Annotated in this window: 15 protein-coding genes, 1 tRNA gene and 1 pseudogene; 10 read left to right on the top strand and 7 right to left on the bottom strand. The window is 67.9% G+C overall.

Annotated elements, in window-relative coordinates:
• The first annotated feature begins 118 nt into the window (after positions 1-118).
• From cysE to ACSVDD_RS12265, 7 genes are all read left to right on the top strand, one after another.
• On the top strand, positions 119-895 hold the full coding sequence (gene cysE, locus ACSVDD_RS12235) for a serine O-acetyltransferase (RefSeq protein ID WP_448189631.1): 777 nt from the start codon (positions 119-121) through the stop codon (positions 893-895).
• A 57-nt stretch (positions 896-952) separates the two neighbouring features.
• A complete protein-coding gene (locus ACSVDD_RS12240; protein ID WP_448189632.1) occupies positions 953-1,423 on the top strand; it encodes an Rrf2 family transcriptional regulator in 471 nt (156 codons plus the stop codon).
• Positions 1,424-1,425: 2 nt separating this feature from the next.
• On the top strand, positions 1,426-2,538 hold the full coding sequence (locus tag ACSVDD_RS12245) for a cysteine desulfurase family protein (RefSeq protein ID WP_448189633.1): 1,113 nt from the start codon (positions 1,426-1,428) through the stop codon (positions 2,536-2,538).
• A 133-nt stretch (positions 2,539-2,671) separates the two neighbouring features.
• Positions 2,672-3,313: a molecular chaperone DnaJ gene (locus tag ACSVDD_RS12250; protein ID WP_448189634.1), complete on the top strand. Its 642-nt coding sequence runs from the start codon at positions 2,672-2,674 to the stop codon at positions 3,311-3,313.
• A 41-nt stretch (positions 3,314-3,354) separates the two neighbouring features.
• Positions 3,355-3,687 (top strand): ferredoxin family 2Fe-2S iron-sulfur cluster binding protein, encoded by a 333-nt coding sequence (locus ACSVDD_RS12255; protein WP_448189635.1) that lies wholly within the window; start codon positions 3,355-3,357, stop codon positions 3,685-3,687.
• 96 nt (positions 3,688-3,783) lie between these two features.
• Positions 3,784-4,902, top strand: coding sequence for a tRNA 2-thiouridine(34) synthase MnmA (gene mnmA, locus ACSVDD_RS12260; protein WP_448189636.1), 1,119 nt, complete (start codon positions 3,784-3,786; stop codon positions 4,900-4,902).
• A gap of 73 nt (positions 4,903-4,975) precedes the next feature.
• Positions 4,976-5,050: transfer RNA gene (locus ACSVDD_RS12265), tRNA-Met, on the top strand.
• Here ACSVDD_RS12265 and ACSVDD_RS12270 read toward each other — a convergent pair.
• A complete protein-coding gene (locus tag ACSVDD_RS12270; RefSeq protein WP_448189653.1) occupies positions 5,007-6,659 on the bottom strand; it encodes a recombinase family protein in 1,653 nt (550 codons plus the stop codon). The two genes, ACSVDD_RS12265 and ACSVDD_RS12270, sit on opposite strands and share 44 nt — an antisense overlap.
• Before the next feature lie 746 nt (positions 6,660-7,405).
• On the opposite strand from ACSVDD_RS12270, the gene ACSVDD_RS12275 reads away from it, so the two are divergent.
• From ACSVDD_RS12275 to ACSVDD_RS12285, 3 genes and pseudogenes are all read left to right on the top strand, one after another.
• Positions 7,406-8,605 carry a Fic family protein gene (locus ACSVDD_RS12275; protein WP_448189637.1) on the top strand — a complete coding sequence of 400 codons (1,200 nt, stop codon included), beginning with the start codon at positions 7,406-7,408 and terminating at the stop codon, positions 8,603-8,605.
• Positions 8,606-8,701: 96 nt separating this feature from the next.
• Positions 8,702-10,984 carry a 2OG-Fe(II) oxygenase gene (locus ACSVDD_RS12280; RefSeq protein ID WP_448189638.1) on the top strand — a complete coding sequence of 761 codons (2,283 nt, stop codon included), beginning with the start codon at positions 8,702-8,704 and terminating at the stop codon, positions 10,982-10,984.
• 530 nt (positions 10,985-11,514) lie between these two features.
• Positions 11,515-11,901: pseudogene (locus ACSVDD_RS12285) on the top strand (transposase family protein); the annotation flags it as partial.
• Between the two features lie 34 nt (positions 11,902-11,935).
• On the opposite strand, the gene ACSVDD_RS12290 reads toward ACSVDD_RS12285, so the two are convergent.
• The 6 genes from ACSVDD_RS12290 to ACSVDD_RS12315 form a co-directional block, all read right to left on the bottom strand.
• Positions 11,936-13,081 (bottom strand): Wadjet anti-phage system protein JetD domain-containing protein, encoded by a 1,146-nt coding sequence (locus ACSVDD_RS12290; protein WP_448189639.1) that lies wholly within the window; start codon positions 13,079-13,081, stop codon positions 11,936-11,938.
• Positions 13,062-18,029: a coiled-coil domain-containing protein gene (locus ACSVDD_RS12295; protein WP_448189640.1), complete on the bottom strand. Its 4,968-nt coding sequence runs from the start codon at positions 18,027-18,029 to the stop codon at positions 13,062-13,064. Before ACSVDD_RS12295 ends, ACSVDD_RS12290 begins: the two co-directional genes overlap by 20 nt.
• Complete coding sequence (locus ACSVDD_RS12300) at positions 18,013-18,834, bottom strand: hypothetical protein (RefSeq protein ID WP_448189641.1); 822 nt, start codon at positions 18,832-18,834, stop codon at positions 18,013-18,015. Before ACSVDD_RS12300 ends, ACSVDD_RS12295 begins: the two co-directional genes overlap by 17 nt.
• Positions 18,831-20,327 carry a hypothetical protein gene (locus tag ACSVDD_RS12305; protein ID WP_448189642.1) on the bottom strand — a complete coding sequence of 499 codons (1,497 nt, stop codon included), beginning with the start codon at positions 20,325-20,327 and terminating at the stop codon, positions 18,831-18,833. Before ACSVDD_RS12305 ends, ACSVDD_RS12300 begins: the two co-directional genes overlap by 4 nt.
• A 314-nt stretch (positions 20,328-20,641) precedes the next feature.
• Entirely contained in the window at positions 20,642-22,096 is a 1,455-nt protein-coding gene (locus tag ACSVDD_RS12310) for a class I SAM-dependent DNA methyltransferase (RefSeq protein WP_448189643.1), read from the bottom strand.
• A complete protein-coding gene (locus ACSVDD_RS12315) occupies positions 22,093-22,392 on the bottom strand; it encodes a hypothetical protein (RefSeq protein ID WP_448189644.1) in 300 nt (99 codons plus the stop codon). Before ACSVDD_RS12315 ends, ACSVDD_RS12310 begins: the two co-directional genes overlap by 4 nt.
• Positions 22,393-22,587 lie beyond the last annotated feature (195 nt).

The raw sequence follows: 22,587 nt of genomic DNA on the forward strand, positions 1-22,587 counted from the left end.
ATCATATATGCGTCGATATATCGTCCGGGGCAACCCGCGCAACCGGCCCCGCTCGTCGGCGAAGCTCGGACCGAAGGAATGCGGCAAGAGCGCGGACTATACCACGGCGGGTGACAGTGTGTTCAAGCATCTTCGCGAAGAGATCGACGGGATCATGGCACGCGACCCGGCCGCGCGTTCGCGGTTGGAGGTTGCGCTGTGCTATCCGGGGCTGCACGCCCTGCTCATGCACCGCATCGCCCATTATTGCTGGGACCGCGGGTGGAAGCTGTCGGCGCGGGTTCTGTCGCAGACTGCCCGCGCGCTCACCGGCATCGAGATCCATCCCGGCGCCACCATCGGCCGGCGCTTCTTCATCGACCACGGCATGGGCGTGGTGATCGGCGAGACGGCGGAGATCGGCGACGATGTGGTGCTCTACCACGGCGTCACGCTGGGCGGCACGGCGCTGCACCACGGCAAGCGCCACCCGACGCTGGAGGACGGCGTCGTCGTCGGCGCCGGCGCCAAGGTTCTGGGCGCCATCACTGTGGGCAAGGGGGCGCGCATCGGCTCCAACGCGGTTGTGGTGAAGGACGTGCCGGTGGGCGCCAGCATGGTCGGCGTCGCCGCCCGCGTGGTGGTGTCGCGCGACAAGGCCGAGGCCGACAAGTTCCTGCCGTACGGCACGCCGTGCGGCGACATTCCCGACCCGGTGGCGCGGGCGCTGAGCGGTCTGCTGGATCAGGTGGCCACCTTGCGCCAGCGAGTGGAGGAGTTGGAGCGCACGCACGCCGACACGCCCTTGGCGGAGGAGCCCCGGCCGGTGCGGGCGGATGCCCCAGCGCAGATCCAGGCGCAGGTCAAGATGCGTGAACATGCCGCAGTGGACTCCGGTCCACCGGGGCCCTGTTGAGAACCGGCCGCTGGACTGCTGACGGCGCGCCGGAAGAAGAAAAAGGGAGAGTTTGAGATGAGACTGAGCACCAAGGGGCGTTACGCCGTGATGGCGATGGTCGACCTCGCGGCCAACAGCAACGGCAGCCCCGTTGCCCTGGCGGATATCGCCGAGCGGCAGGAGATCTCGCTCTCCTACCTGGAACAGCTGTTCGCCAAGCTGCGCAAGGGCGGGCTGGTCAAGAGCGTGCGCGGCCCCGGCGGCGGCTATCTGCTGGCTTACACCGCCGACGACACGCGGGTGTCCGACATCATCCTGGCGGTGGACGAGCCAATCCGCACCACGCGCTGCGCCAACATCACGCCGCAGGGCTGCCGCACCAACCGTTCGCGCTGCCTGACGCACGATCTGTGGGAGGAGTTGGGCAACCAGATCCACATGTACCTCAGCTCGGTCACCATCGCCGACGTGGTGGAGAAGCGCGTCATCGGCACCAGCATCACCGCCCACGCCGAACGCTCCGACCCGGCGGTCGCGGCGGAGTGAGCGTGCCTGACGGCCGCGTCTATCTCGACTACAACGCCTCCGCGCCGATCAAGCCGGGCGTGAAGGACGCCGTCGCCGCAGCGCTCGACCTCGTCGGCAACCCGTCGTCGGTGCACGGGAACGGCCGCGCCGTGCGGCGGGCGGTGGAAGAGGCGCGCGCCAAGGTCGCCGCCCTGGCTGGCGCCGCTCCGACCCGCGTGGTCTTCACGGCCGGCGGCACCGAAGCCAACAATCTGGCGCTCCGCGGCTTCCCCGGCCGGCGCGTGATCGTCTCGGCGATCGAGCACGACTCGGTGCTGGCCGCCGCCCCCGACGCGGTGCGGCTCCCCGTCGATCCGGACGGCGTCGCCGACCTCGCGGCGCTGGAGCGGCTGCTGACGGAGGGCGGGCCGGCGCTGGTGTCGCTGATGCTCGTCAACAACGAGACCGGCGTGGTGCAGCCTGTGGCCGAAGCGGCGCGGCTGGCGCACGCGCGCGGCGCGCTGCTGCATTGTGACGCGGTGCAGGCGGCGGGGCGGCTGCCGCTTGATGTGGGCGCGCTGGGGGCCGACCTGCTGACGCTGTCGGCGCACAAGATCGGCGGACCGGCCGGCGTCGGCGCCTTGGCTCTGGCCGAAGGCGTCGAGCCGGAGCCGCTGCTGCGCGGCGGCGGGCAGGAGCGGCGGCGCCGCGCCGGCACCGAGAACCTGCTGGGCATCGTCGGATTCGGCGCCGCGGCGGCGCTGGCCGTGGCGGACCTTCCCGCCGCTGGCGGCTTCGCCGCGCTGCGCGACGGCCTGGAAGCCAGCGCGCTGGCCGCGATGCCCCAGGCGCGGGTGATGGGCGCCGGGGCGCCGCGGGTCGGCAACGTCACCTGTCTGGCGCTGCCCGGCGTGCCCGGCGAGACGCAGGTGATGGCGCTCGACCTTGCGGGCGTCGCGGTCAGCGCCGGCTCGGCGTGCTCCAGCGGCAAGGTCAAGGCGTCGCACGTGCTGGCGGCCATGGGGGCGGGGCCGGCGCTGGCCGGGTCGGCGGTGCGCGTCAGCCTCGGCTGGGGCAGCACGGCCGGGGACGTGGAACGTTTCGTCGCAGCCTGGACCGCCATGGCGCGCCGCCTGTGCCCGGCCGCGGAGTAGGCGCTGCGATGGCCTGTACGGGGGCTTGCGCGCGCGCCATGCATATCGCGGTGTTGCGTCGCGCCGCCGTTGTCGGTATGACGCGCCGGAAACGGGCGGTTGCCCGTGCCTGTGCGTCCAACGGAAGTTCCGCATGACCCAGTCGGACAACGGCAACGGTCCTCGCATCGCCGGCAGCATTGCCGGCGACATGCATCCGTGCTGGCTGTGCGGCGGTTCGGTGTCGGCGCGTGCGCTGTTCTGCCATGGCTGCGGAGCGGTCCTGCCGCCGCAGGAGCTGGACCATTTCGCGCGCCTCAACCTGGAATGCCGCTTCGACATCGACCTGGAGCAGCTCGGCCGCCAGCACGCCGGGCTGACCCGCGCGCTCGACCCGGCGCGCTTCGTCTCCCGCGGGGCGCGCCAGCAGGCGCACGCCAGCGCCCAGACCGAGGCGATGGCGGCGGCCTATGAGGTGCTGCGCGATCCGGTCCGCCGGGCGCGCTATCTGCTGGACATGCTGGGCATCGAGCGGATCGAGGTCTCGCCCGCCGACGACCCCGACGCCATGGATCTGCGCGGCGATCTCGCCGCCGCCCCGGACGCCGCCGCGGTGGACCGGGTGGCGCTGGATGTTGTGCACCGCATCGAGGCCTGCATCCGCGACCTGTCAATCGCCTTCCGCATCGGGCTGACCGGCAACGCCGCGCGCGTGCTGGCCCGGCTGGAGGATCTGGAAGCCATCGCCGGTGCCGCGCGCGAGCGCCGCGCCGGCTTCACCGACACGACCCAATAAAAAAACGCCCACCACCAGGACGCCCAAGGAGTTTCCGTTTCATGCCGAAGATGACCTTCATCGAGCCCAATGGCACCCGCAAGGAGGTGGACGCGCCGCTCGGCCTGTCCGTGCTGGAGGTCGCGCACAAGCACGGCCTGGATCTGGAGGGTGCGTGCGAGGGCTCGCTGGCCTGCTCGACCTGCCACGTCATCGTCGAGCCGGACTGGTTCGACGTGCTGAACGAGGCGTCGGAGGACGAGGAGGACATGCTCGACCTCGCCTTCGGCCTGAGCAAGACCTCGCGCCTGGGCTGCCAGATCATCATCACCGAGGAGCTGGACGGCCTGACCGTGCGCCTCCCCGGCGGTGTGCGCAACGCGCAGAAGGGCTGATGGACAAGGGCTGATGGACAAGGGCTGATGGACAAGGGCTGATCTGGCCCCGGCGGCCCGTTGCCGTACCGGCGCCGCCGGCCCATATGGGGCACCATGAATTCCCTCGGTTTTTCCAAGCCTGCCAAGGACACCCGCGTGGTCGTCGCCATGTCGGGCGGCGTCGATTCGTCGGTCGCCGCCGCGCTGCTGCGCGAGGAGGGCTACGACGTCGTCGGCGTCACCTTGCAGCTCTACGATCACGGCCTGACGGTGCAGAAGCCGGGTGCGTGCTGCGCCGGGCAGGACATCTACGACGCCCGCCAGGTGGCCGACCGCATCGGCATCCCGCACTACGTGCTGGATTACGAGAGCCGCTTCGGCCAGGACGTGATCGACGATTTCGCCGACAGCTACCTGCGCGGCGAGACGCCGATCCCCTGCGTGCGCTGCAACCAGCGCGTCAAGTTCCGCGACCTGCTGAACACCGCCCGCGACCTGGGAGCCGAGGCTCTGGCGACCGGCCACTACGTGCGCCGCGTCGGCGGTGAGACCGGTGCGGAGCTGCACCGCGCCATCGACCCGGCGCGCGACCAGAGCTATTTCCTGTTCGCCACGACGCGCGCGCAGCTGGACTTCCTGCGCTTCCCCCTCGGCGGGCTGACCAAGCCGGAGACGCGAGCCTTGGCCGAGCGCTTTGGCTTGGAGGTGGCGGCCAAGCCGGACAGCCAGGACATCTGCTTCGTGCCGAACGGCTCTTACGCCGACGTGGTGGCGAAGCTGCGGCCCGGCGCCATCGAGCCGGGCGAGATCGTGCATGTGGACGGCCGCGTGCTCGGCCGGCACGAGGGCATTGTCCACTACACGGTGGGCCAGCGGAAGGGCCTGGGCATCGGCGGCATCCGCGGTGAGGACGAGCCGCTGTTCGTCGTCCGCCTCGACGCGCCGACGCGGCGCGTGGTGGTCGGCCCGCGGCGCCATCTGGCGCGTGCCCGTGTGGCCGTGCGCGAGGTGAACTGGCTGGGGCCGGAGTTGGCGCCGGGCGAGAGCATCGAAGCCGAGGTCAAACTGCGCTCCGCCCAGCCGCCCGCCGGGGCGACCGTGCGGTTGGCTGGGGACGGCGCGGTGGTGGAGTTGGCGGAGCCGCAATACGGCGTGGCGCCGGGGCAGGCGTGTGTGTTCTACCGGGGCGACCGGGTGTTTGGCGGCGGTTGGATCACGGGAGCGGAAACCTGATGGCGGAGGGTGTTGACACCTCCGAATTGATCGCCTATGTAAGCGGCCCCGGCCGGAGACGGACGGGAACGACGGCAGCGTAGCTCAGTGGTAGAGCAGGGGAATCATAATCCCTTGGTCGGGGGTTCAAATCCCTCCGCTGCTACCATCGATACAGTCCTAGCGGCTGTGCTGCAGGCCTCACCCGGTTTCGGCTGGGTGAGGCCGAGCAGCTCCTCGATCTTCCCCAACACCTTGACATGGGTTTCGCCGCGGCCTTCGCCGGGGTGGATCTCGATGCGCGCGATGAGCGCCCGCATGGCGTTCTGGGATTCCTGGCGTGCCTCGTCGTCGTCCGACAATCCCTTGTGCAACGCTTCGATCTGCCGGCGGTAGCTTTCGACCGCCGCCGGGTGCAGAGCCACCACCGAATCGTCCACCCTTTCCGCCGCCACGACGGCCGCCAGTTCGCGTTCGGCCTCAGCCTTGTCGGCTTCCAGTTCCATCAGCTTCGTCCGCATGGACGGGCTCGCGGCGCCATCCGCGATGGCATCGACGATGTTGGAGATCTGGCGCGTCAGCTTGGCCAACCGGCTTTCGATTTCATCATGCTTACGCCGGGCCTCGGACCGAAGACGATGGCGTTCCTCGCCATAGGTCTTGATGAACAGCTCGACCGCTTCCGGAGACAGGAGGCGCGCCTTCAAGCCGGCGATCACCCCTTCCTGGAGGTCCGTCACCCGAATCGTCCGGTTGTTCGAGCAGGTGCTCGATTCGCGATGGGTCGAACAGGCAAGTTGATCCTTGGACTTGACCGTGTAGGCTCCGCCGCAGCAGCTACAGCGCACGAGACCGGAGAACAGATGCTTCGGCCGGCGGGCATGGTGCAGGCCGCGCTTGTTGGCGAAGCCGGCCTTGATGGCCTGTACGCGGTCCCACTGTTCGTCGGTGACGATGCGGAGCGTCGGCACCTCGGTCACAATCCAGTCAGAGGGAGGACGCAACCGGGGCAGCCGCTTGCCGGTGTCGGGATCCTTGACCATCTCCAGACGGTTGTAGATCAGGATCCCGATGTAGGCTTCGTTATAGAGAATGCCGTTGCGCCGTGCCGCGTTGCCGTTGATGGTCGAGGCGTTCCATTGGCCGCCGGCCGGCGCGGGAATGCCTCGGCGGTTGAGGTCGGTTGCAATCGCACGGGGGCTGAAGCCGATGGCGACCTTGTCGAAGATCTCCCGGATCACCGCGGCTTGCTCGGGATTGACGCGCCGTTTGCCGCGGATGAGTTCGCCGCGGGCGTCGAGTTCGCGCACCATGTCATAGCCGTAGGAGAGGCCGGCCGGCACGCTACCGGCCAAGGCACGCCCCGCTTGCCCGCGCCGGACCTTGGCGGCAAGGTCGCGCAGGAACAGCGCGTTCATCGTGCCCTTGAGGCCGACATGCAACTCGGAGATGCCGCCTTCCTGAACCGTGACGATGCGGACGCCGGCGAAGGTGAGGCGCTTGTGGATTGCCGCGGTGTCCTCCTGGTCGCGCGACAGTCGATCCAGTCCCTCGGAAACGACCGTGTCGAAGACAGCGCCCCTGGCGTCTTCGAGGAGCTGCCGGGTCTGTGGGCGCGTCTTCAGATTGGCGCCGGAAATCGCGTAGTCGGCATAGGTGGCGACAACCGTGCCGCCTTGCTTTTCCACAAAGTCCTGACAGATGCGAACCTGATCCTCGATGGACCGCTCATGCTGGTTCTCAGACGAGTATCTCGCGTATATGGCGGCCCGCATCATACGCCCCCCGTTTTTCTGGCATTTTGTTCCTTCCTATAATCTTCCCGTGCCGCCGCACGAGCAAGAGCTCGGATCAGATCGGCGAGAAGCGATTCCGGCGAAGCGGTCGGCGCATTCGGGGAGGAGTTCTCCTGAATGGCAGAGGGTTGTCGGCGCGAGGGGGAAAGGTGCCTCACGCCGCAAACCTCGCGCAGGCGGGGCGGAACCGCCGACCATGAGCGGCGGCTTCAACGGCGGGGAGTCGCTGAGCGGTGGCGTGGGCGCCTTGAGCGGACAGGGTCAGCCGGCGATGCACGCCAGCGCCACAGATGCCTTGCGTCTGTTGGCTCGCGCCGCCGATGCCACTGCCCAACCGCACCGTCATGAAGGATCTCGTGTCCGCCGGCGAACGGACGGGATGTCCGATCGATGTCGCGGCACGGCGGAGATGGGTTCACGGCTTCCGACCGGGTGGTCGTGTTCCTGGACATTTAACGATTCGATAAGGAGGCAGCCGGTTTGGCGTGGCGTTCCCAAGCCCGCGCCAGTCCCAACGGGGATGGGCCAAGGATGAGGAAAGGCGATTGGTTGAAAATAGCCAGGGGTGAGGATCGGCAATGATCGACCGCTGTCACCCGGTTTCCTCAGTGATTTCAGAGGCTTGGGCAGACCATCTCAATCGGCAGCGGGATCGGCAATCTTCTGGCCGGAATGCCGGATTTCATTATATAAGACAAGACTCTAGGGTGTGATTGGATCGGCAAGCCATGGATGAGAGGCTGGAGACGCCGGGGCGGATCGAACCCTGCCGCATCGAGGAGGCCACCGAGGAGTTGGCGGACCTGATCGCGGAGCTGTCGACGGCGACGGCGACGCTCGGAGCCCGTCTGCACCCGCGCACGGCGGCGAATCTCGCCGGCCTCGTCCGGATCATGAACTGCTACTACAGCAACCTCATCGAAGGCCACAACACCCGCCCCCGCGACATCGAGCGGGCCCTCCAGCGCGACCTCGACGCCGAGGAAGGCCGACGCAACCTGCAGATCGAGGCCGCGGCTCACGTCCGGCTTCAGGAGAAACTCGACTATCTTCACGCTGGAGGCGGCCTGCCGGAGCCGGCGTCGACCGACTTCGTCCGCTGGCTGCACCGCGAGTTCTACCACGATGCGCCCGAGGCGATGCTGCGGATCGGCCAGGGGGACCGGAGCTTTCTCATGGTGCCGGGCGCGTTTCGCAGCGATCCCGGTCACGACGTGATGGTCGGCTTGCACCAGCCGCCCTCCAGCGACCGGGTTCCCGCCTTCATGGCCCACTTCGAGGCCCGCTTCCGGTTCGCTTGCATGGGGCGCGGTGTCCGGATCCTGAGCATGGCGACGGCGCACCACCGGCTCAACTACATCCATCCCTTCCCGGACGGAAATGGCCGCGTCAGCCGTCTCATGAGCCACGCCATGGGGCTGGCGGCCGGAGTCGGCGCGCATGGCCTGTGGTCGGTCTCGCGCGGGCTGGCGCGTGGGTTGGAGAGTCGCGGCGAATACAAGATGATGATGGATCATGCCGATCAACCGCGTCAGGGCTCGTTGGACGGTCGCGGGAACCTGTCGTTGCGTGCACTCGTCTCATTCGCGACGTGGTTCCTGAAGGTCTCGGTGGATCAGGTACGTTTCATGTCGGCGCTCTTCGACCTCGATGCGCTGTCCGACCGGCTCGACGCTTACGTCCGGCTGAACGGGCGCCTCCGACCCGAGGCGGTGCGCATCCTGGACGAGGTCCTGGTGCGCGGCGAGTTGCAGCGCGGCGACGCCGCGCGGGTGTCCGGCCTCAAGGAGCGGACGGCGCGCACGTTGCTCTCCGATCTGCTGGCCGACGGTATTCTCGGCTCCGACACGCCCAAGGGTCCCGTCTCTCTGCGGTTCCCAGTGCTCGCGGTCGAGACGCTGTTCCCGAAGTTGTTTCCAAACGCCTGACGGCTCGCCGCCGCGGCGACTGAGGCAAAGATGCCTTTGCGGCATTCCCTGCGGCGCGCCGATGAGGCATCGTTCTCCGGAACCTGGGGATATTGCATGGCCTTTCTCACGACGGAGCTCGCCACCGTGCTCGGCACGGTTCGCCGGCCCGGCGACTTCGCCGCGTTCGGCACCACCGAACTCTCGGTGCCGCAGTTCGAGGTCGAGGGCGTCGGCCCTCTCGCGTTGCCGCTGCTGCCCGTCCAGGCCGCGGCGCTGATCGCCGTCGCCGAACGGGCGCCCTATGGCCGCGGGCCTGAGACTCTGCACGACTCCGCGGTGCGCCGGACTTGGCAGATCGGTGCCGAACGGGTTCGGATCGGCGGCCAGCATTGGCTGCGGATGCTGGACGGCATCGTGGTGCGCGCAGCCGAGGGGCTGGGCGTCGTGGATCCGGTCTCGGCGGAGCTTTACAAGCTGCTGCTCTACGGTGAGGGCGACTTCTTCGTCAGCCATCGCGACACCGAGAAGGCGCCGGGCATGTTCGCCACCTTGGTGATCGCCCTGCCGTCGGTGTCGACCGGCGGCGCGCTGGTGGTGCGGCACAAGGACCGCGTGGCCGAGTTCGACCTGCGCTGCGAGGACCCGGCGGAGGTGGCGTTCGCCGCCTTCTACGCCGACTGCCCCCATGAGGTCCTGCCGGTCACCGCGGGCCATCGACTGGTGCTGATCTACAACCTGACACGCCGAGAGCCCGGTCCCGCGCCCGAACCACCCGACCACGGCCAGGAGATCGCCCGCGTCGCAGCGCTCCTGGACGGCTGGGGGGCTGGCAAGGACCGGCCGGAGGACGACACCCCGGAAAAGCTCGTCTATCCCCTGGAGCACGCCTACACCCAGGCCGAACTCGGCTTCGCGACGCTCAAGGGGGCCGACGCCGCGGTGGCCGCCGTGGCCGCTGCGGCGGCGCGGCAGGCCGGGTGCGCACTGCATCTGGCGCTCCTGTCGATCGAGGAGATCGGGATCGCCGAATACAGCGGCGGCTATGGCGGGCGCTGGTCGGAGCCGGACGAGGATGCGTTCGAGGCGGTCGAGGTCACCCAGCGGTCCGAACTCCTCACCGACTGGCGGCGGCCCGACGGCACGCCGTCGCCGCTGGGCGAGATTCCGATCGAGGAGGACGAGGTTTCGCCGCCCGAGGCTCTGGAGGATCTGGAGCCGGACGAGGAACATTTCCGCGAAGCGACCGGCAACGAGGGGGCCAGCTTCGAGCGCACCTACCGGCGGGCCGCCCTGGTGCTGTGGCCGCAGGCCCGCCTCCTGGCGGTGCTGAATCAGGCCGGGCTGCCGACCACCCTGCCGTACCTGGAGGATCTGACGGAGCGCTGGGCCGCCGCTGGCGCCGACCGCCAATCGCCGCTCTGGCTCCAGGCCCACGATCTGGCCGGTCACATGCTGGCGACGTGGCCGCATTGGGGCTGGTATCCGGGGCAGGACAAGGAGGCGAGCGACGTCACGCGGGTGCTGGGTCTGCTGACCCGCCTCGCTGACCGGGAGCGCATCGACGCTTTTCTCGAAAGCAGCGCCGCGGGCGACGCCTGCACCCGCGACGACGCCGAGGCGGTCGTCGCCGCCGCGGGCCTGTTGGCGCCGGAGCGCTCGGCAACGCTGATCGCCGGCATCATCGCCGGGACTGCGCGGCGGTCGCTTGATGCGTGCGGTGCCTTGCTGGAGCGCGCCGCCGCCGCACGTCCCCCGGACTTGCGGTCCGGTCTGCGCGGTGCCGCCGGCGTCCTGCTCGAAGCGCTTCCGGGTGAACCGGCCCGTGTGGTGCCGGGCGATGCGTGGACGGGGCGGTCGCCGGCCATGTCATCGGGCTTCGTGGTCGGTCTCCTGACCGCGCTGGGGATGATCGACGGGGCGCTGGCCGGGCGGGCCGCCGAGCATCTGCTGGCGTGGCCTGCGACGTACGATCTGGACGGCGTCCTTGTTCCGGCCGCAATTCAACTCGTCGGCTCGGCAGCAACCCGCTACCTGCCGGCGGTCGAACGCCTGCGCACCGCGTGCGTCGCGCATCTGCGCGCCCGCATCGCGGAACCGCTGGAACCGCCGCAGGACTGGGGGCGTACCTCCGTGCTGGCGTGCTCCTGTCCGCAATGCCGCGAGATCAGCAGCTTCCTTGCCGACCCCATCCAGAAGACCTGGGTTTTCAAGGCGGCGGAGCCTCAGCGCAGCCATGTCGAGGCGACGATCCGGCGGGCGGGGAGCGATCTGGACGTCGCCACCGACCGGCGAGGCCGGCCCTATAGCTTGGTCGCCATCAAGAATCAGGCCAGCTACGATCGGCGGGTAGTGCAACGCCGGCAGGATCTGGCCGACGTTGCACGGCTGGATGTCTGATCCTGTGCCATCGTCTCGAAGCGAGACCCGATCGTTGCCAGGAGCGGGCTGAGCATCAGTCCGACGCTGACGATCCTGCAGTCTCGGGCGGGGGCGATGTTCTGAAGGAAACTGACTGAATTCAGCGCAAGACGGCCCAAAACTCCAGGGTTCATGCCTGCTCTGACGGCGCCAGAAAGGGACGACGAAGACGCGGCTGAACTTCCCTCTCCCTCCACCATATATCTTTCAGCCAGGATTCTGGCCGCTGTCAGCCGGCGTCGGGAACGGCGTCCAGGCCCAGTGTGTATCGGGCATGTGTATCGGCGCAAGCCTTCTTGCGGGGCACCCTTTTTCGCCAGTCGGTTGCAGCGCGAATCGGTTTTTTGCCCTGAATCCCTCTGTCACTTTCGTTGACCCACATTAAAGCACAGCGGCCCCAAAGCCCGCCCCATCGAGGACCAGCAGGGTGCGCTTGTCCGCCCCGGTCAGACCTCGTGGGCAAAGGCGGCGAGGATCTGACTGCGGCGTGGACGACAACAAACGGGTCGGGCATCAAGAGCCATGTCCTGACCTGCTCATTCGGTTTCGTTCTGGCGGCACTGGTCGTCGCCGCCAACGTTCACGACACCGGGGGCGCCGGAATCTTGCTGGAGCGCGCGGCCGAGGATGGTTGGGATTTCGACCGCATCAAGGTGGACGGCATCTATGCTGGCCCGCGGATGGAAACCGCCACCCACCGTCATGGCATGGATGTGCAGGTGTCCAGCAAGCCCCCGCAGAGTTCCGGCTTTATGCCGCTGCCCATCCGCTGGTGCGTCGAGGCCACCCTCGACACCCAGACCAACCGCTACCGCCGCCTCGCCAGAAACCTCGAGCAGGATGAGGCCTCAGCCGAAGATGTCTTTCACATCGCCGCCTTCAGCCGCGTCCTCAGGAATAGAGCCGAGAAGTCGCCCCCTTTTCCCCTGCCTAATCAAATAGGTTCTGAAAGCCCGCAATCTGCTCCAACGGCCATTTGCCGAGATTGCGAATTGCGTCTGCCGTAAGGGATTCTTGATCGGCAGCCCGTTCCTCGCAAAGGACCAGGAGTTCTGCAAGCGCCTTTTCATCGGAAGTCCAACGATCTTGCTTGGGCTTTCCGGCGGCCTCGGCGTAAGGGTGACCGCCACCGTCGTGCAGCAGCGCGATTATCGGAGCATACAAGGCGCTCAGACGCAGGTGCGGCAGAATCGACCGCATGGAGCGAAAGATCAACAGGCCGGTGCGATCCAAGTCTCCCCAATGAAAAAGCCGGGGATGCCGGAGAAGCTGGTCCAGTGATGGCGGGGACCCCGCTCGGATCAGGGGAATGGGGGCGACTGGGGAGGAAAGCGCCGAAATCATGCGGGCGCCCGTGCCGTCGATATGAGAGATGCCGAAACCATAGGCGGAAACCCAGGCCACCGGCAGATCGGGGGTCGCCTGAACCGCCGCTTCGAACGCCTCGGGATTTTCGACCAGAATAACGGCTTCCGGAGATTGCGGACCGGCAACGATGACGTAGGGCGGCAAATCCGGGAATCGCCCGACGTCGATGCCGAACGCTTGAAGGGCGGCGCGCGGGAGCAAGGACAGGAGCTTCGACGATCCGAGGCGCCCGGATGCGCTGGCTCGGTAGCCGGTCAGGCCGGCGCACTCCCCCGCCTCCAGGCGGGTGCGGATATCGTAAAGCTCGGCGAAAAGGCTGGGCGCCATGTCCGGCGGCCAATCCCCCAGCTTCGGCCAGAGGTCGCCGAGCGCCATCTCGTCGTCGGGCCGGGCGTCGGAGCGCTCCGCCACGAAAGCCTTGGACCGCTGCCGCCATGCGGCCTCCAGGGGCGACTGCGCCGGAGCACGCAGGTTCAAGGTGACGAGGCCGTCCGGGCCGATGCGTTCGACCCAGGCGCAGGCGATCTCGCCCTGGTCCCTCAGCGCCTTGAGGTGCTGGCGGGCTTCGATCACCGAACCGATTCGCGCGTCACTCTTCAGTCGCTCCAGCATCACCTCGCCCCGCATGGTCGTCTGACCGGGGCGGAGGTGCTTGCGCAGGATCTCGCGCGCGATGTCGCCCTGCTGCTCAGGCCGCGGCCGTGCCATTGTTCGCTCCATAGGTCAGGGCCACCACGCGTCCGCGCACCATGCGCCTGCCCTCGACCGCCACTGCCTCGCTCTTGCGGCCCCGGTCGTCGACGCTGGCGACCTTGCGGCCGATGATCAGCGTCGGGAAGCGTTCCCAGTTGTTGCGGTAGTGCGGCGAGTGGATCAGGCCGATGAGCTGGAACGACCCCTTGATCCCCTGCATCGCCTCCATGCTCTCGTCGATCAGTTCCTGTTTCGACAGGTCCGAGAAGAGCCCGTCGACGATGACGATCGAATGCTGAGCCGATCCCGCCCGGCGCCGGGTTGCCGCCGACATTGAAGCGGTCTCGCGCACTACGGAGAACTCGGCCAGTTTGATGGTCCACAGCAGGGTCAGCGCCGTCGCCTGGCCACCGCTGATGCCGTCCTTCTCGAAGCGGAAGGGGCGGCCTTCGCGCATGGTCGGATGTTCGATGGTGATCAGTTGGTCGCCGTCGCCACCCTTGACGAACATGCGCTGGTAGACCGTCTCGCGGACGCTGCCGGTCAGCTTGCCGGCGAACTGCTCCTCGCTAACGTTGCGGCCCGTGGTCAGGTCCTCCAGGAAGCGGGTACGTTCCCTCTCGATGTCGTCGACGGTTTGTTCCAGGACCAAACCGATCTGCTCGTCGTTGGCGACCGAAACATTGAGGTGGATCCTGGCGCCGTCGCCGCCGGACAGCACCTTCTTCAGCCGCCGCAGGTTGACGTCGGCGTTGCCCGCGATGCTGCGGAGGATCGACACCAGTTCCTCCTCCACCTTGGCCAAGCCTTCCGCTGCCTTGGCGTGCAGGGAGCGCTCCCAGGCGAGGCCGTTCTCGACGGTGGCCAGGAGCGTCGGGATCTCTCGCGGCTTCTCGCGGGCGCCTTCCAACTTGTGCCGGATGGTGCTGTCGAGTTGCCGGCGGGGATCGACCTCGCGGTCGATGGCGGCTTTGTATTGGCTTCGGGTTGCGTCGCGCTTGTCCGCCGCCGCCTTGATGCCCTCGCGCAGGCGGTCGAGATCGAAGCCGCCGATGCGTTCGGCCAGATCGTCATAGACCGCCACCACCGCCTCCAGGCTGTCGCTGCCGTGCGGCGCCTCGGGGGCGATCGTCGCGTCGGTCAACCGGGCGGCCAGCGCCTTGGCGTCGGCGACGGTCGCATCGTCAGCCACTGGGGTAGCGTCGAACCGGCCATCGACCACCTTCTGGTAGGCGGAAAGGATGGCGGCCAGACGTTGCTCGGCCGAGGAGAATGCCGCTTTGACGCAGTGGTGCCAACGCTCGGCCTCGGCGCATCGGGCTGTGGACTGCGGCAGGTCGCGGGCATCGATAGTGCCGAGACGGGTCTTGTTGGTTTCGAATCTCAGCTTGGCCGGTTCCACACCCTCGGCGCCGCCGTTCTTAACGAACCGGGCCGCCGCTTCGAAATCGAAGCGCAGCCGAGCCTCCCCGCGGCTCTCGGCCTCCTTCAGCGCGCGGCGCGTGTCGTCGGCCCGCGCCAGCTCCTCGCGCTGGCCGGTCTCGACGAAGGTCGCCGCCACCTGAAGCGGCTCCCGCCAGCGGTTCACGCGATCCTCGTGGGTGCGCTTGGCCTCGGCCTTGCGGTCCTTGACACCCTCCAGGCGCCCGGCCTCGATCACGGCCGCGCTGATGCGATTGGTCAGGCGGGCGTACGCATCGTCGGCCTCGTCGCGCGCCTGTCGACGGCGCTGCAGCTCAGCTGCACCTCCGGCCGCAATGAACTCCTTCGCCTTTTCGCACCACGGCAGCCATTGTGCGGCCTCGGCCTCCGCGGCCCGAGCCCTGCTCCTGGCATCGGCCAGTCGGACGCCGGCGTCCTCCTGCAGGCGCTTGGCATCGGTCGTCGCCGCACCGAGTTCGACCAGACGCCGGTGCGCCGCTTCGGCACCGTCCCGCGCCTCGGCCAGGGCGGTGTCGCCCCCTGCCCGCAGGAAGCGCAACGCCCCTTCGACCATGGCCCGCACCGCCACCGTCAGGTTGTCCAGGGCGGTGGCGATCATGGCTTCCGCCGTCCGGGCGTCGTCGTCCGCCTTGGCGAGCTGCGGTCGGGCGTCCTGCACGAGGGCCTCGGCCGCCCGGCGGGCGGTGCGGCAGGCCTCGCCCTCGGGCGCCAGTTCGTCGACGATGTGCTGGAGCCCGGCCCTCTTGCCCTCCAGGTCGGTCAGGCGGGCATGGGTCTCCTCCAGGCGGCGGCGCAGCGCTTCGGGATCGAGGATGGCCTCGACCGTGGGGGTGCGGACGCCGGCGAACAGGCCGGTGACCACGTCTCCCCCGCTGGTGCCCCGGCGGGCGACCAGCGTGCCGGCGCCGTCGATCCACGCGGCGACGTCGGATTCCACCAGCACCGGCACCGGCAGGCCTGCCGCGGCAAGGCGACGGGCGGCCTGCTCGGCCGGCGCGATGTCGGCGAAGACGGGCGCGAACAGCACGGCGGAAAAGTGGTCGAGCAGGTCGGGCAGCCGGGCAGCCGCGGCCATGTCGGAGATCACCGCGTGCAGCGGCTGGCCGGGGAGGTCACCGATCACGGCCGCGGCCACGTCGTCCGTCTCGGTGGGGGCGACCCGGAAGGCCGTCAGCGCTTCCAGGTCGGCTTCAGCCTTGGCGATCTGCCTGTTGGTATCGGCCAGCGCCAGAGTCGCCGCGGCGCGGCGGGCCTCGGCCTCGCGCAGCCACTCGGTCGGGGTCATATCGGCGTGCGCGGCCTCGAAGCGGTCGAGGGCGGCCACCAGATCGATGAACCTCGCCCGCCGCTCCCCGGCGCTCTTGGCCAGGGACTCGCCGTCACGCTGGCGTTGCGTCTCCTCGGCGAGAAAGGTTTCGGCGGAGCGGCCGAGGTGGGCCGCCTCGAAGGCTCGCAACCGCGGCTCCAGCCCTTCGAGCTCGGCGATCCGCGCCTGCAACCGGTCCCACTCGGCGGAAATCTGGTCGCGCTCGCGTTCGATGCCTGCCACGGTGGCGTCCGCCGCCCGAGCGTGGCTCTCACCGCTGGCTTCCGCCTCCTGGGCGTCGTCGCGGGCAAGGGCCAGCCGTTCGGCCTCACGCCCGGGATTGGCGTCGGCGCCGAACTGGTCTTGGAAGGTGCGCATGTCGGCGGCCTTCCGGGCGAATTCCTCCATCGCGTGGCGGGCCGTACCCTGCGCCTGGCGAGCGGTCTCCTCGTCCGTGCGGAGCTGGTCGAGCTGGCGCTTGGCCTCGGTGTAGGTGTTTTGGGCGGTCGCGCTCTCTTCGGAAGCCGCTGCCAGCGCTTCATCGAGGCTGTCGAGCGCTGCCTGCAAATCCTCGGTGAGACCGAATTCGCCGACCACCCTGTCGTATTGCTTGCGGGCCTGCGTCAGGACGGCGACGCGGTCGACGTGGTCTTCCACCGCCTTCTTGGCCTTACGGTGCGCGACCTCGGCCGCCGCCTCGGCGGCCAGCGGATCGGTGAGGTCGGCGTCGACAAACAGGCAGGACCCGCTCATTCTGGTGAAGGCGGCCTCATCGGCCTCGAATTTGGTCAGCCGGTCCATCAGGTCGGTCTGCTCGTGGTGCAGCCGTTTGCTCTCCTCCTCCAACGCCAGCACCGTCATCTGAGCCTGGTTGAAGGCGTTGGCCGCCTTCAGATGCAGCCGTCGCAATCCGGTTCCGCCATAGCGGCGCACGCCGTCGGCGATGGCCTCGACGCGCCGGATCATGGCCTCGACTTCGGGCTTGTCCTTGTGTTCGCCCAGGCGCTCCAAGACCTCGTCGATACGGACATAGCGGACCGGCGTCGTGTGGACGCGCCGGACGATGGGTTCGACCGACAACGGCAGCACGCGGAAGATGCCGCTCTCGACCATCTTAAAGCCGGTGGTCTTGAGGTTGCCGATATGGAGATTGATCCACTCCTGGGAGATCACCGGCCCGCCGCCGATCTCCCAGCCGCCGTGGTTCAGGATTTGGCGCTCCGCCTCGCTGATGGCGCCTTCGACGGGCACCGGCATGCCGGCGATGCCCCAGCGTTCGACCGCAGCACGGGTCACCGTGACCGCCAGGGAGGTCTGCCGGGCCTGTTCCGCGAACGTCCGCTCGGCCTCGATCACCGCCTGGGCCGCCTCGTCGACAGCCCGCAGGGCAGCCAGGCTGGCCTCGCTCCTGGCGATGATCTCGCCCTTGGAGCGGACCTGGATCTTGGCGTCGATCACACTCTGGGCTTGGGCGACGATCTTGCGGTCGAATCCCCGCGCGTCGGCGTCGCCGTCGAAGTCGCCGACGCCGACCAGGATCTCGGGGGCGACGTACTGGCGGAAGAACGCCTCGTCGAACCCCTCGCCCCGGCCCACCTTGACGTCGTAGAAGGAGGCGGCCTTGTCGCCTCCGCCCTTCTTCTGATAGGCGACCAGCTGATCCAGTTGGGCGCCCGACATGAACTGGCGCACCCGCGCCGACCATTCGCGGTTGCTCCCGATGGCCGCACCCTTGAAACGGGCCAGATCGGCGCGGAATTCCTCGTTGGGGATGCAGACCTTGAACAGGCTGCCGTCCTCATCGATTTCGTCGATGTGGATCGGGCAATCCTCCAGGGTGCCGGGATAGCAGTAGAAGTAGTCCTCGCCCCGGTTTCCGTAGTACCCGAAGACCCAGGTCTCGCCCGTGATGCGCTCCCCATAGGCGAACAAGTCGGAGCCTTTCGGCTCGACGAACTCGCAGCGGACATGGGTGAACCGTCCGTCCGACTCCGGGGCGATGCGCGGGCGTGTCTTGCGCCCCAGTTCGCGGTCGCGCGACAGCATCCACAGCACGGCCTCGGTCACCGAACTTTTGCCCAGGCCGTTGTCCATGTTGACGGCGGTGGACAGGCCGCCGAAGTCGAAGCATTCACCGACGAAGTCGGGGATCCATTCCCGCCCTTTCCGGCTGTCGAGGAAGTTGGAGACTTCCCACCTATTCATCAGCGCCATTGTCGCCCTCCACAGCCTTGGAATGGGTATAGGCGGCGATTTCGCCCTCAATCCCGTCCAGCGGCACGAGATGGATCAGCCCGGCCGCGAACAGTTCGGACACCTGGACGGCACACAGCAGCGATTGGCGCCAAAGAGCGTCCCCCTCGTCATCGCCGTAACGCTCGATCAGGCGCGTTTTGGCCAGGATGTCGAGAAAGCAGCCGACCCGCTTGCGGATGTCGGTCTGCGTGGTTTCGCGATCACGTCCCGCCCGCAGCAGAGCCGCCGCCACCGGATAGGCCTCGTCGTCCGCCGCCAGCCCCTCCTGACGCAGCGCGTCCAGCTTCTCGGTGACCCGCTCCTCCAGTTCGGTGCGGTTGGTCACCGCCTGGACGTACTGGGACACCTGCGACAAGGCGCGCCCTTCCCGCTCGTAGAACAGGCGCAGGAGCAGCATCCACAGGAAAGTGAACCAGTAGATGGTGACCGGCCGGGGCTCCTGGCTGTGGATGGCCAGCCCCTCCCACGCCTTCTCCATGGACAGCACCGGGACCGCCGGACTGTCGGCCGTCCGAATGGCGACCCAAGCGGTGCCGCCTTGCGGAATGCCTTGCATGTCGTCGCGGAACTCCCGCAGTTCGAAGCCGGCGCCGCGGAGAAGCATGGCCAGCGCCTCACGCTCGTCGTCCCGCAGCAGCCGCATGGCTTCGGCAGCATCCGCTTCGCCATCGATCAGTCGCCGATAACCGGGCGCTTTGCTGTAGATGGCGCGATGTCGCTGAAGGAAAGCCTGCACGTGCCCGATACGGTCAAAGTCCATCACGGCGTTCTTTCCACCAGTTCCATCAGCAGCTCCGGACCGCGCAGGGTCCATCCGTCCTTGAGCGTCCACTCCGTGTTCCCGCCGACACGAAAGCGCAGGCACTTGGACTTTAGTTCGTCTTCGAGGCGCAGCACATAGGGCGAGAAGAACACGGTGGCCATTTCCACCAAGCTGTCCAGGTCGCGTGGGTCTATGGCGATCTCCCCATCGGTTTCCGCTTCGTCGGCTTGCAGGAAGGCGCTGAGCGACACCGGACCGGTGGCCAGCATGCGCATGATGGCCTCACGGTTGCGGGCGACGAAAGCATCGACCCGCTCCAGCTTGGGTTCCACCCTTTCCCGGCGAATGCGCTGGCGCGGTTGCGGCTCGGAACGCACGCGCCTGACCACACAATGGCGCAATTCCAGGGGGTTGAATTCCAGCCCCGGGAAGGAAACCGGCCCGGTCAGGGCCATGATCCTCTCCAGGAATTCCGGATCGGTCCCGACGCCCGGCGCGGCCCGCAGGAAGGTGTCGATCGCGCGGTCGAAGCCGACGACGCCGACCAGCGAACGTTGGCGCGACTGCACCTCGTTGACGAAATCAGCGACCAGGCGGTGCAGAAGGGCGTTGGCGCCGGCGAGCCGGGTCAGGGTGTCGTTGGCCTCGCCGAGCACATCCTCGACCTCGGCGTCGTTGGCCTCCGCCCATCCACGCAGCTTGCGCACGGTTACCGGGGTGCGCAGCAGCCCTTGAGCCTCGGCGATCACACGGCTGACCTCGACGAAGGTCTTGATGAACCGGTCGGCCTGCGCGAGGAAGCTCTGCTGCAGGACGTCGATCTCGGGCTGTTCCTTCAGCTGCCGCAGGTCGAACAGTTCGGAGCGGATCTTGGTGAGGATGCGTTGGGCGATCTCGCGGAAGGAGGCGAAATCACCGCTGTCGAGGTCGGTGATCAGCTTGCGCGCCTCGGCTCCGGCATGCACCCAGCGGAAATAGCCGGCGACGTAGGCGAGAAGTTCACGGCCCACCCGGTCGAGCATGTAGGAATGGCCGCGCCTGAGTTTCTTCAGCGGCGCCGTGGTGCGCGTGGAGCCACCCGGCCATCGGATCTCGGTGGGAGTCGCCAGCGCCAGCGCCACCCACAAGATGTCTTCCGGAGAAACCCCGAATTCAACACAACGATCGCGCGCCAGCGGCATCAGATCGACGAACTCGAACGCTCCCTTGCTCTCGCATTCCCGCAGATGCTCCAGGATTACCCAGGCCAGGGTGCAGTAGAGGCCGTCCTCAAGCCCCGTCCGTGCTTCGGGCAGCGAAGCCATGTCGCTGCCGGGCGTGCGCCGGGAATCATGAAGATCGACCAACCGGCAGGCCGGGATCAGGAACCGCATCATCGGGGGAACCTGGGAGCGAACGCCCTCGCTGTCGCGTTCCTCCTCCAGCAGTTGATCCGCGCTGCCCAGCTGTTTGCCAACAGGTTCGGAACTATCCATGGCCTGGCCGTTGCGCATATCCAAGGACTGCCACCAGGAAGCGGTGGCCCCGGCCAAACGATGGCACTCTTCGCGCGGGTTTATCAACCAGATAGAGCAATGATGATTAAGGAGGTGCCGGGCGTTTGAATCGGAGGCCGTTTATGCCACCATTTCAGCGCTCTGTCCTTCACGCAGCCAATGGGTAACGAATTTGGCCGTGTTGCCGTAAAAATTACAGCCATGGATCTGGGGCACGTCCAACTGGCAAGCATGAGCCGAATCGACTCGAAGGGCGAAGACGGCGCGTTTGGCAGGCTCGCGCTTCAGCGGTTTCGCCGAATCGCGCTGCGTCATCCCAGCTTGGCCGCCACGCTGCGGAACCGTTGGAGGGCGGCTTCCAGGCTCTCCGCGATCTCGGCGGCGATCTCGTCGGGGGGCGGCAGGCTGTCGGGGTCGTCCTGGCTGGCGTCCTTCAGCCAGAAGCGGTCGAGGTTCAGCTTGTCGCGCTTGATCAGGTCGTCGTAGGCGTAGGACTGGAACCGTTCCGAGGGTTTCCGGGCCGCGCGCTCGGACAGCTTGGCCACCGCGACGAAGTCGTCGAGGTGGCTGGGCTTGAGCGGGCGCTCCTTCAGGGTGAAGCGCTGGTTGGTGCGGAAATCGTAGACCCACAATTGCTTCGTCCAGGCCTCCTCGCGCCCCGGCTTCTTGTGGAAGAACAGGACGTTGGCCTTGACCCCCTGCTTGTAGAAGATGCCGGTCGGCAGCCGCAGCAGGGTGTGGAAGTCGAAGCCGTCGAGCAGGCGGCGGCGGATCTTCTCGCCGGCCCCGGCCTCGAACAGCACGTTGTCGGGCAGGACGACGGCGGCCGTGCCCTGCTCCTTCAGGACGGTCATCACGTGCTGGAGGAAGTTGAGCTGCTTGTTCGAGGTGGTGACCTTGAAGTCGGGGCGCTGGTAGTCCTCGCGCTCGGTCTCGATGTCGCCGTCGTCGGTGAACACCTTGAAGCTCTGCTTGCGCCCGAACGGCGGGTTGGTGAGGACGTAGTCCCACCGCACACCGGGGTCGGCCAGCAGCGCGTCGGCGCGGTGGATCGGGCTGTCGCCGTCGCCGATGCCGTGCAGGTACAGGTTCATGGCGGCCAGCCGCACCACGCCCGGCACGATGTCGTAGCCGGTGAAGGTTTCGCGCCGCAGCTTGGCGGCGATCTTCTTGTCCTTGGCGGCGGGATGCTTCTTCATGCGCGCGTAGGCGGACAGCAGGAAGCCGCCCGTCCCGCTGGCGGGGTCGCACACCGTGCGGCCCGGCACCGGGTCCACCACGTCCACGATCGCGTCGATCAGCGGGCGCGGCGTGAAGTACTGGCCGGCGCCCGACTTCACCTCGGCGGCGTTGCGCTCCAGCAGCCCTTCGTAGATGGCGCCCTTCACGTCGACGTTGAGGCCCAGCCACGTCTCCCCGTCGATCAGCTTGACGAGGCGTTCCAGCTTGGCCGGATCCTCGATGGCGTTGCGGGCCTTCTGGTAGATGGCGCCGAGCAGCCCGTCCTTCTTGCCGAGCGTGGCGAGGATGTGGGCGTAGGTGTCGCCCAGCTTCTCGCCCTTGAGGCCCTTCACAGCGGCCCAGCGGCAGGCCTCCGGCAGGATCGACGGCTCGCCCAGGTTCTCGCTGCGCTCCTCGTCCATCTTGAGGAACAGCAGGCAGGTGATCTGCTCGACGTAGTCGCCGTACGACACGCCTGCGTCACGCAACACGTGGGCGTAGTTCCAGACCTTGCCGACGAGGGCCGAGTAGTAGTCGCTGCTCACGCCTGGGTTTCCTTGGCCGGAGTCTTGCGGGGGCGCCCGCGCGGGCGCTTGGGAGCATCGGTGGAGGCTGCGGCCTTGGGAGGCCGGCCGCGGCGCTTCGGAGCATCGTCGGGTGCCGCAGCTTTCGCGGGTCGCCCCCGGCGCTTGGCCGGCGCCTCCGCCTTGGCGGCGCGCAGGCGGGCCAGCGATGCCTCGGCCGGCTCGTCGTTCGGGTCCTGCGGCACCAGCTTGCCGGAAAAGGCGGCGGCGAGGATGGATTGACGGAGGCGGATAGCGTCGCTTTGGGCCGCGATCACCTCCTGTGCGCCAGTGTGTGAACTTTCCAGCAGATCCCAAGCTCGCGATCGTACTTCCATTATTTCGACTTTAGTACTACAGCGGGGATTTACCGGTTTGGGTGCGGCGCCTCCAATGGCACTGGCGCGCTCGTTGTTGGTGGCGTCGTCGCCAGATGGACCACGCGATAGCGGTGGTGGGTTCGGGTGGCGGCA

It is taken from the genome of Azospirillum terrae (genome assembly GCF_053470425.1).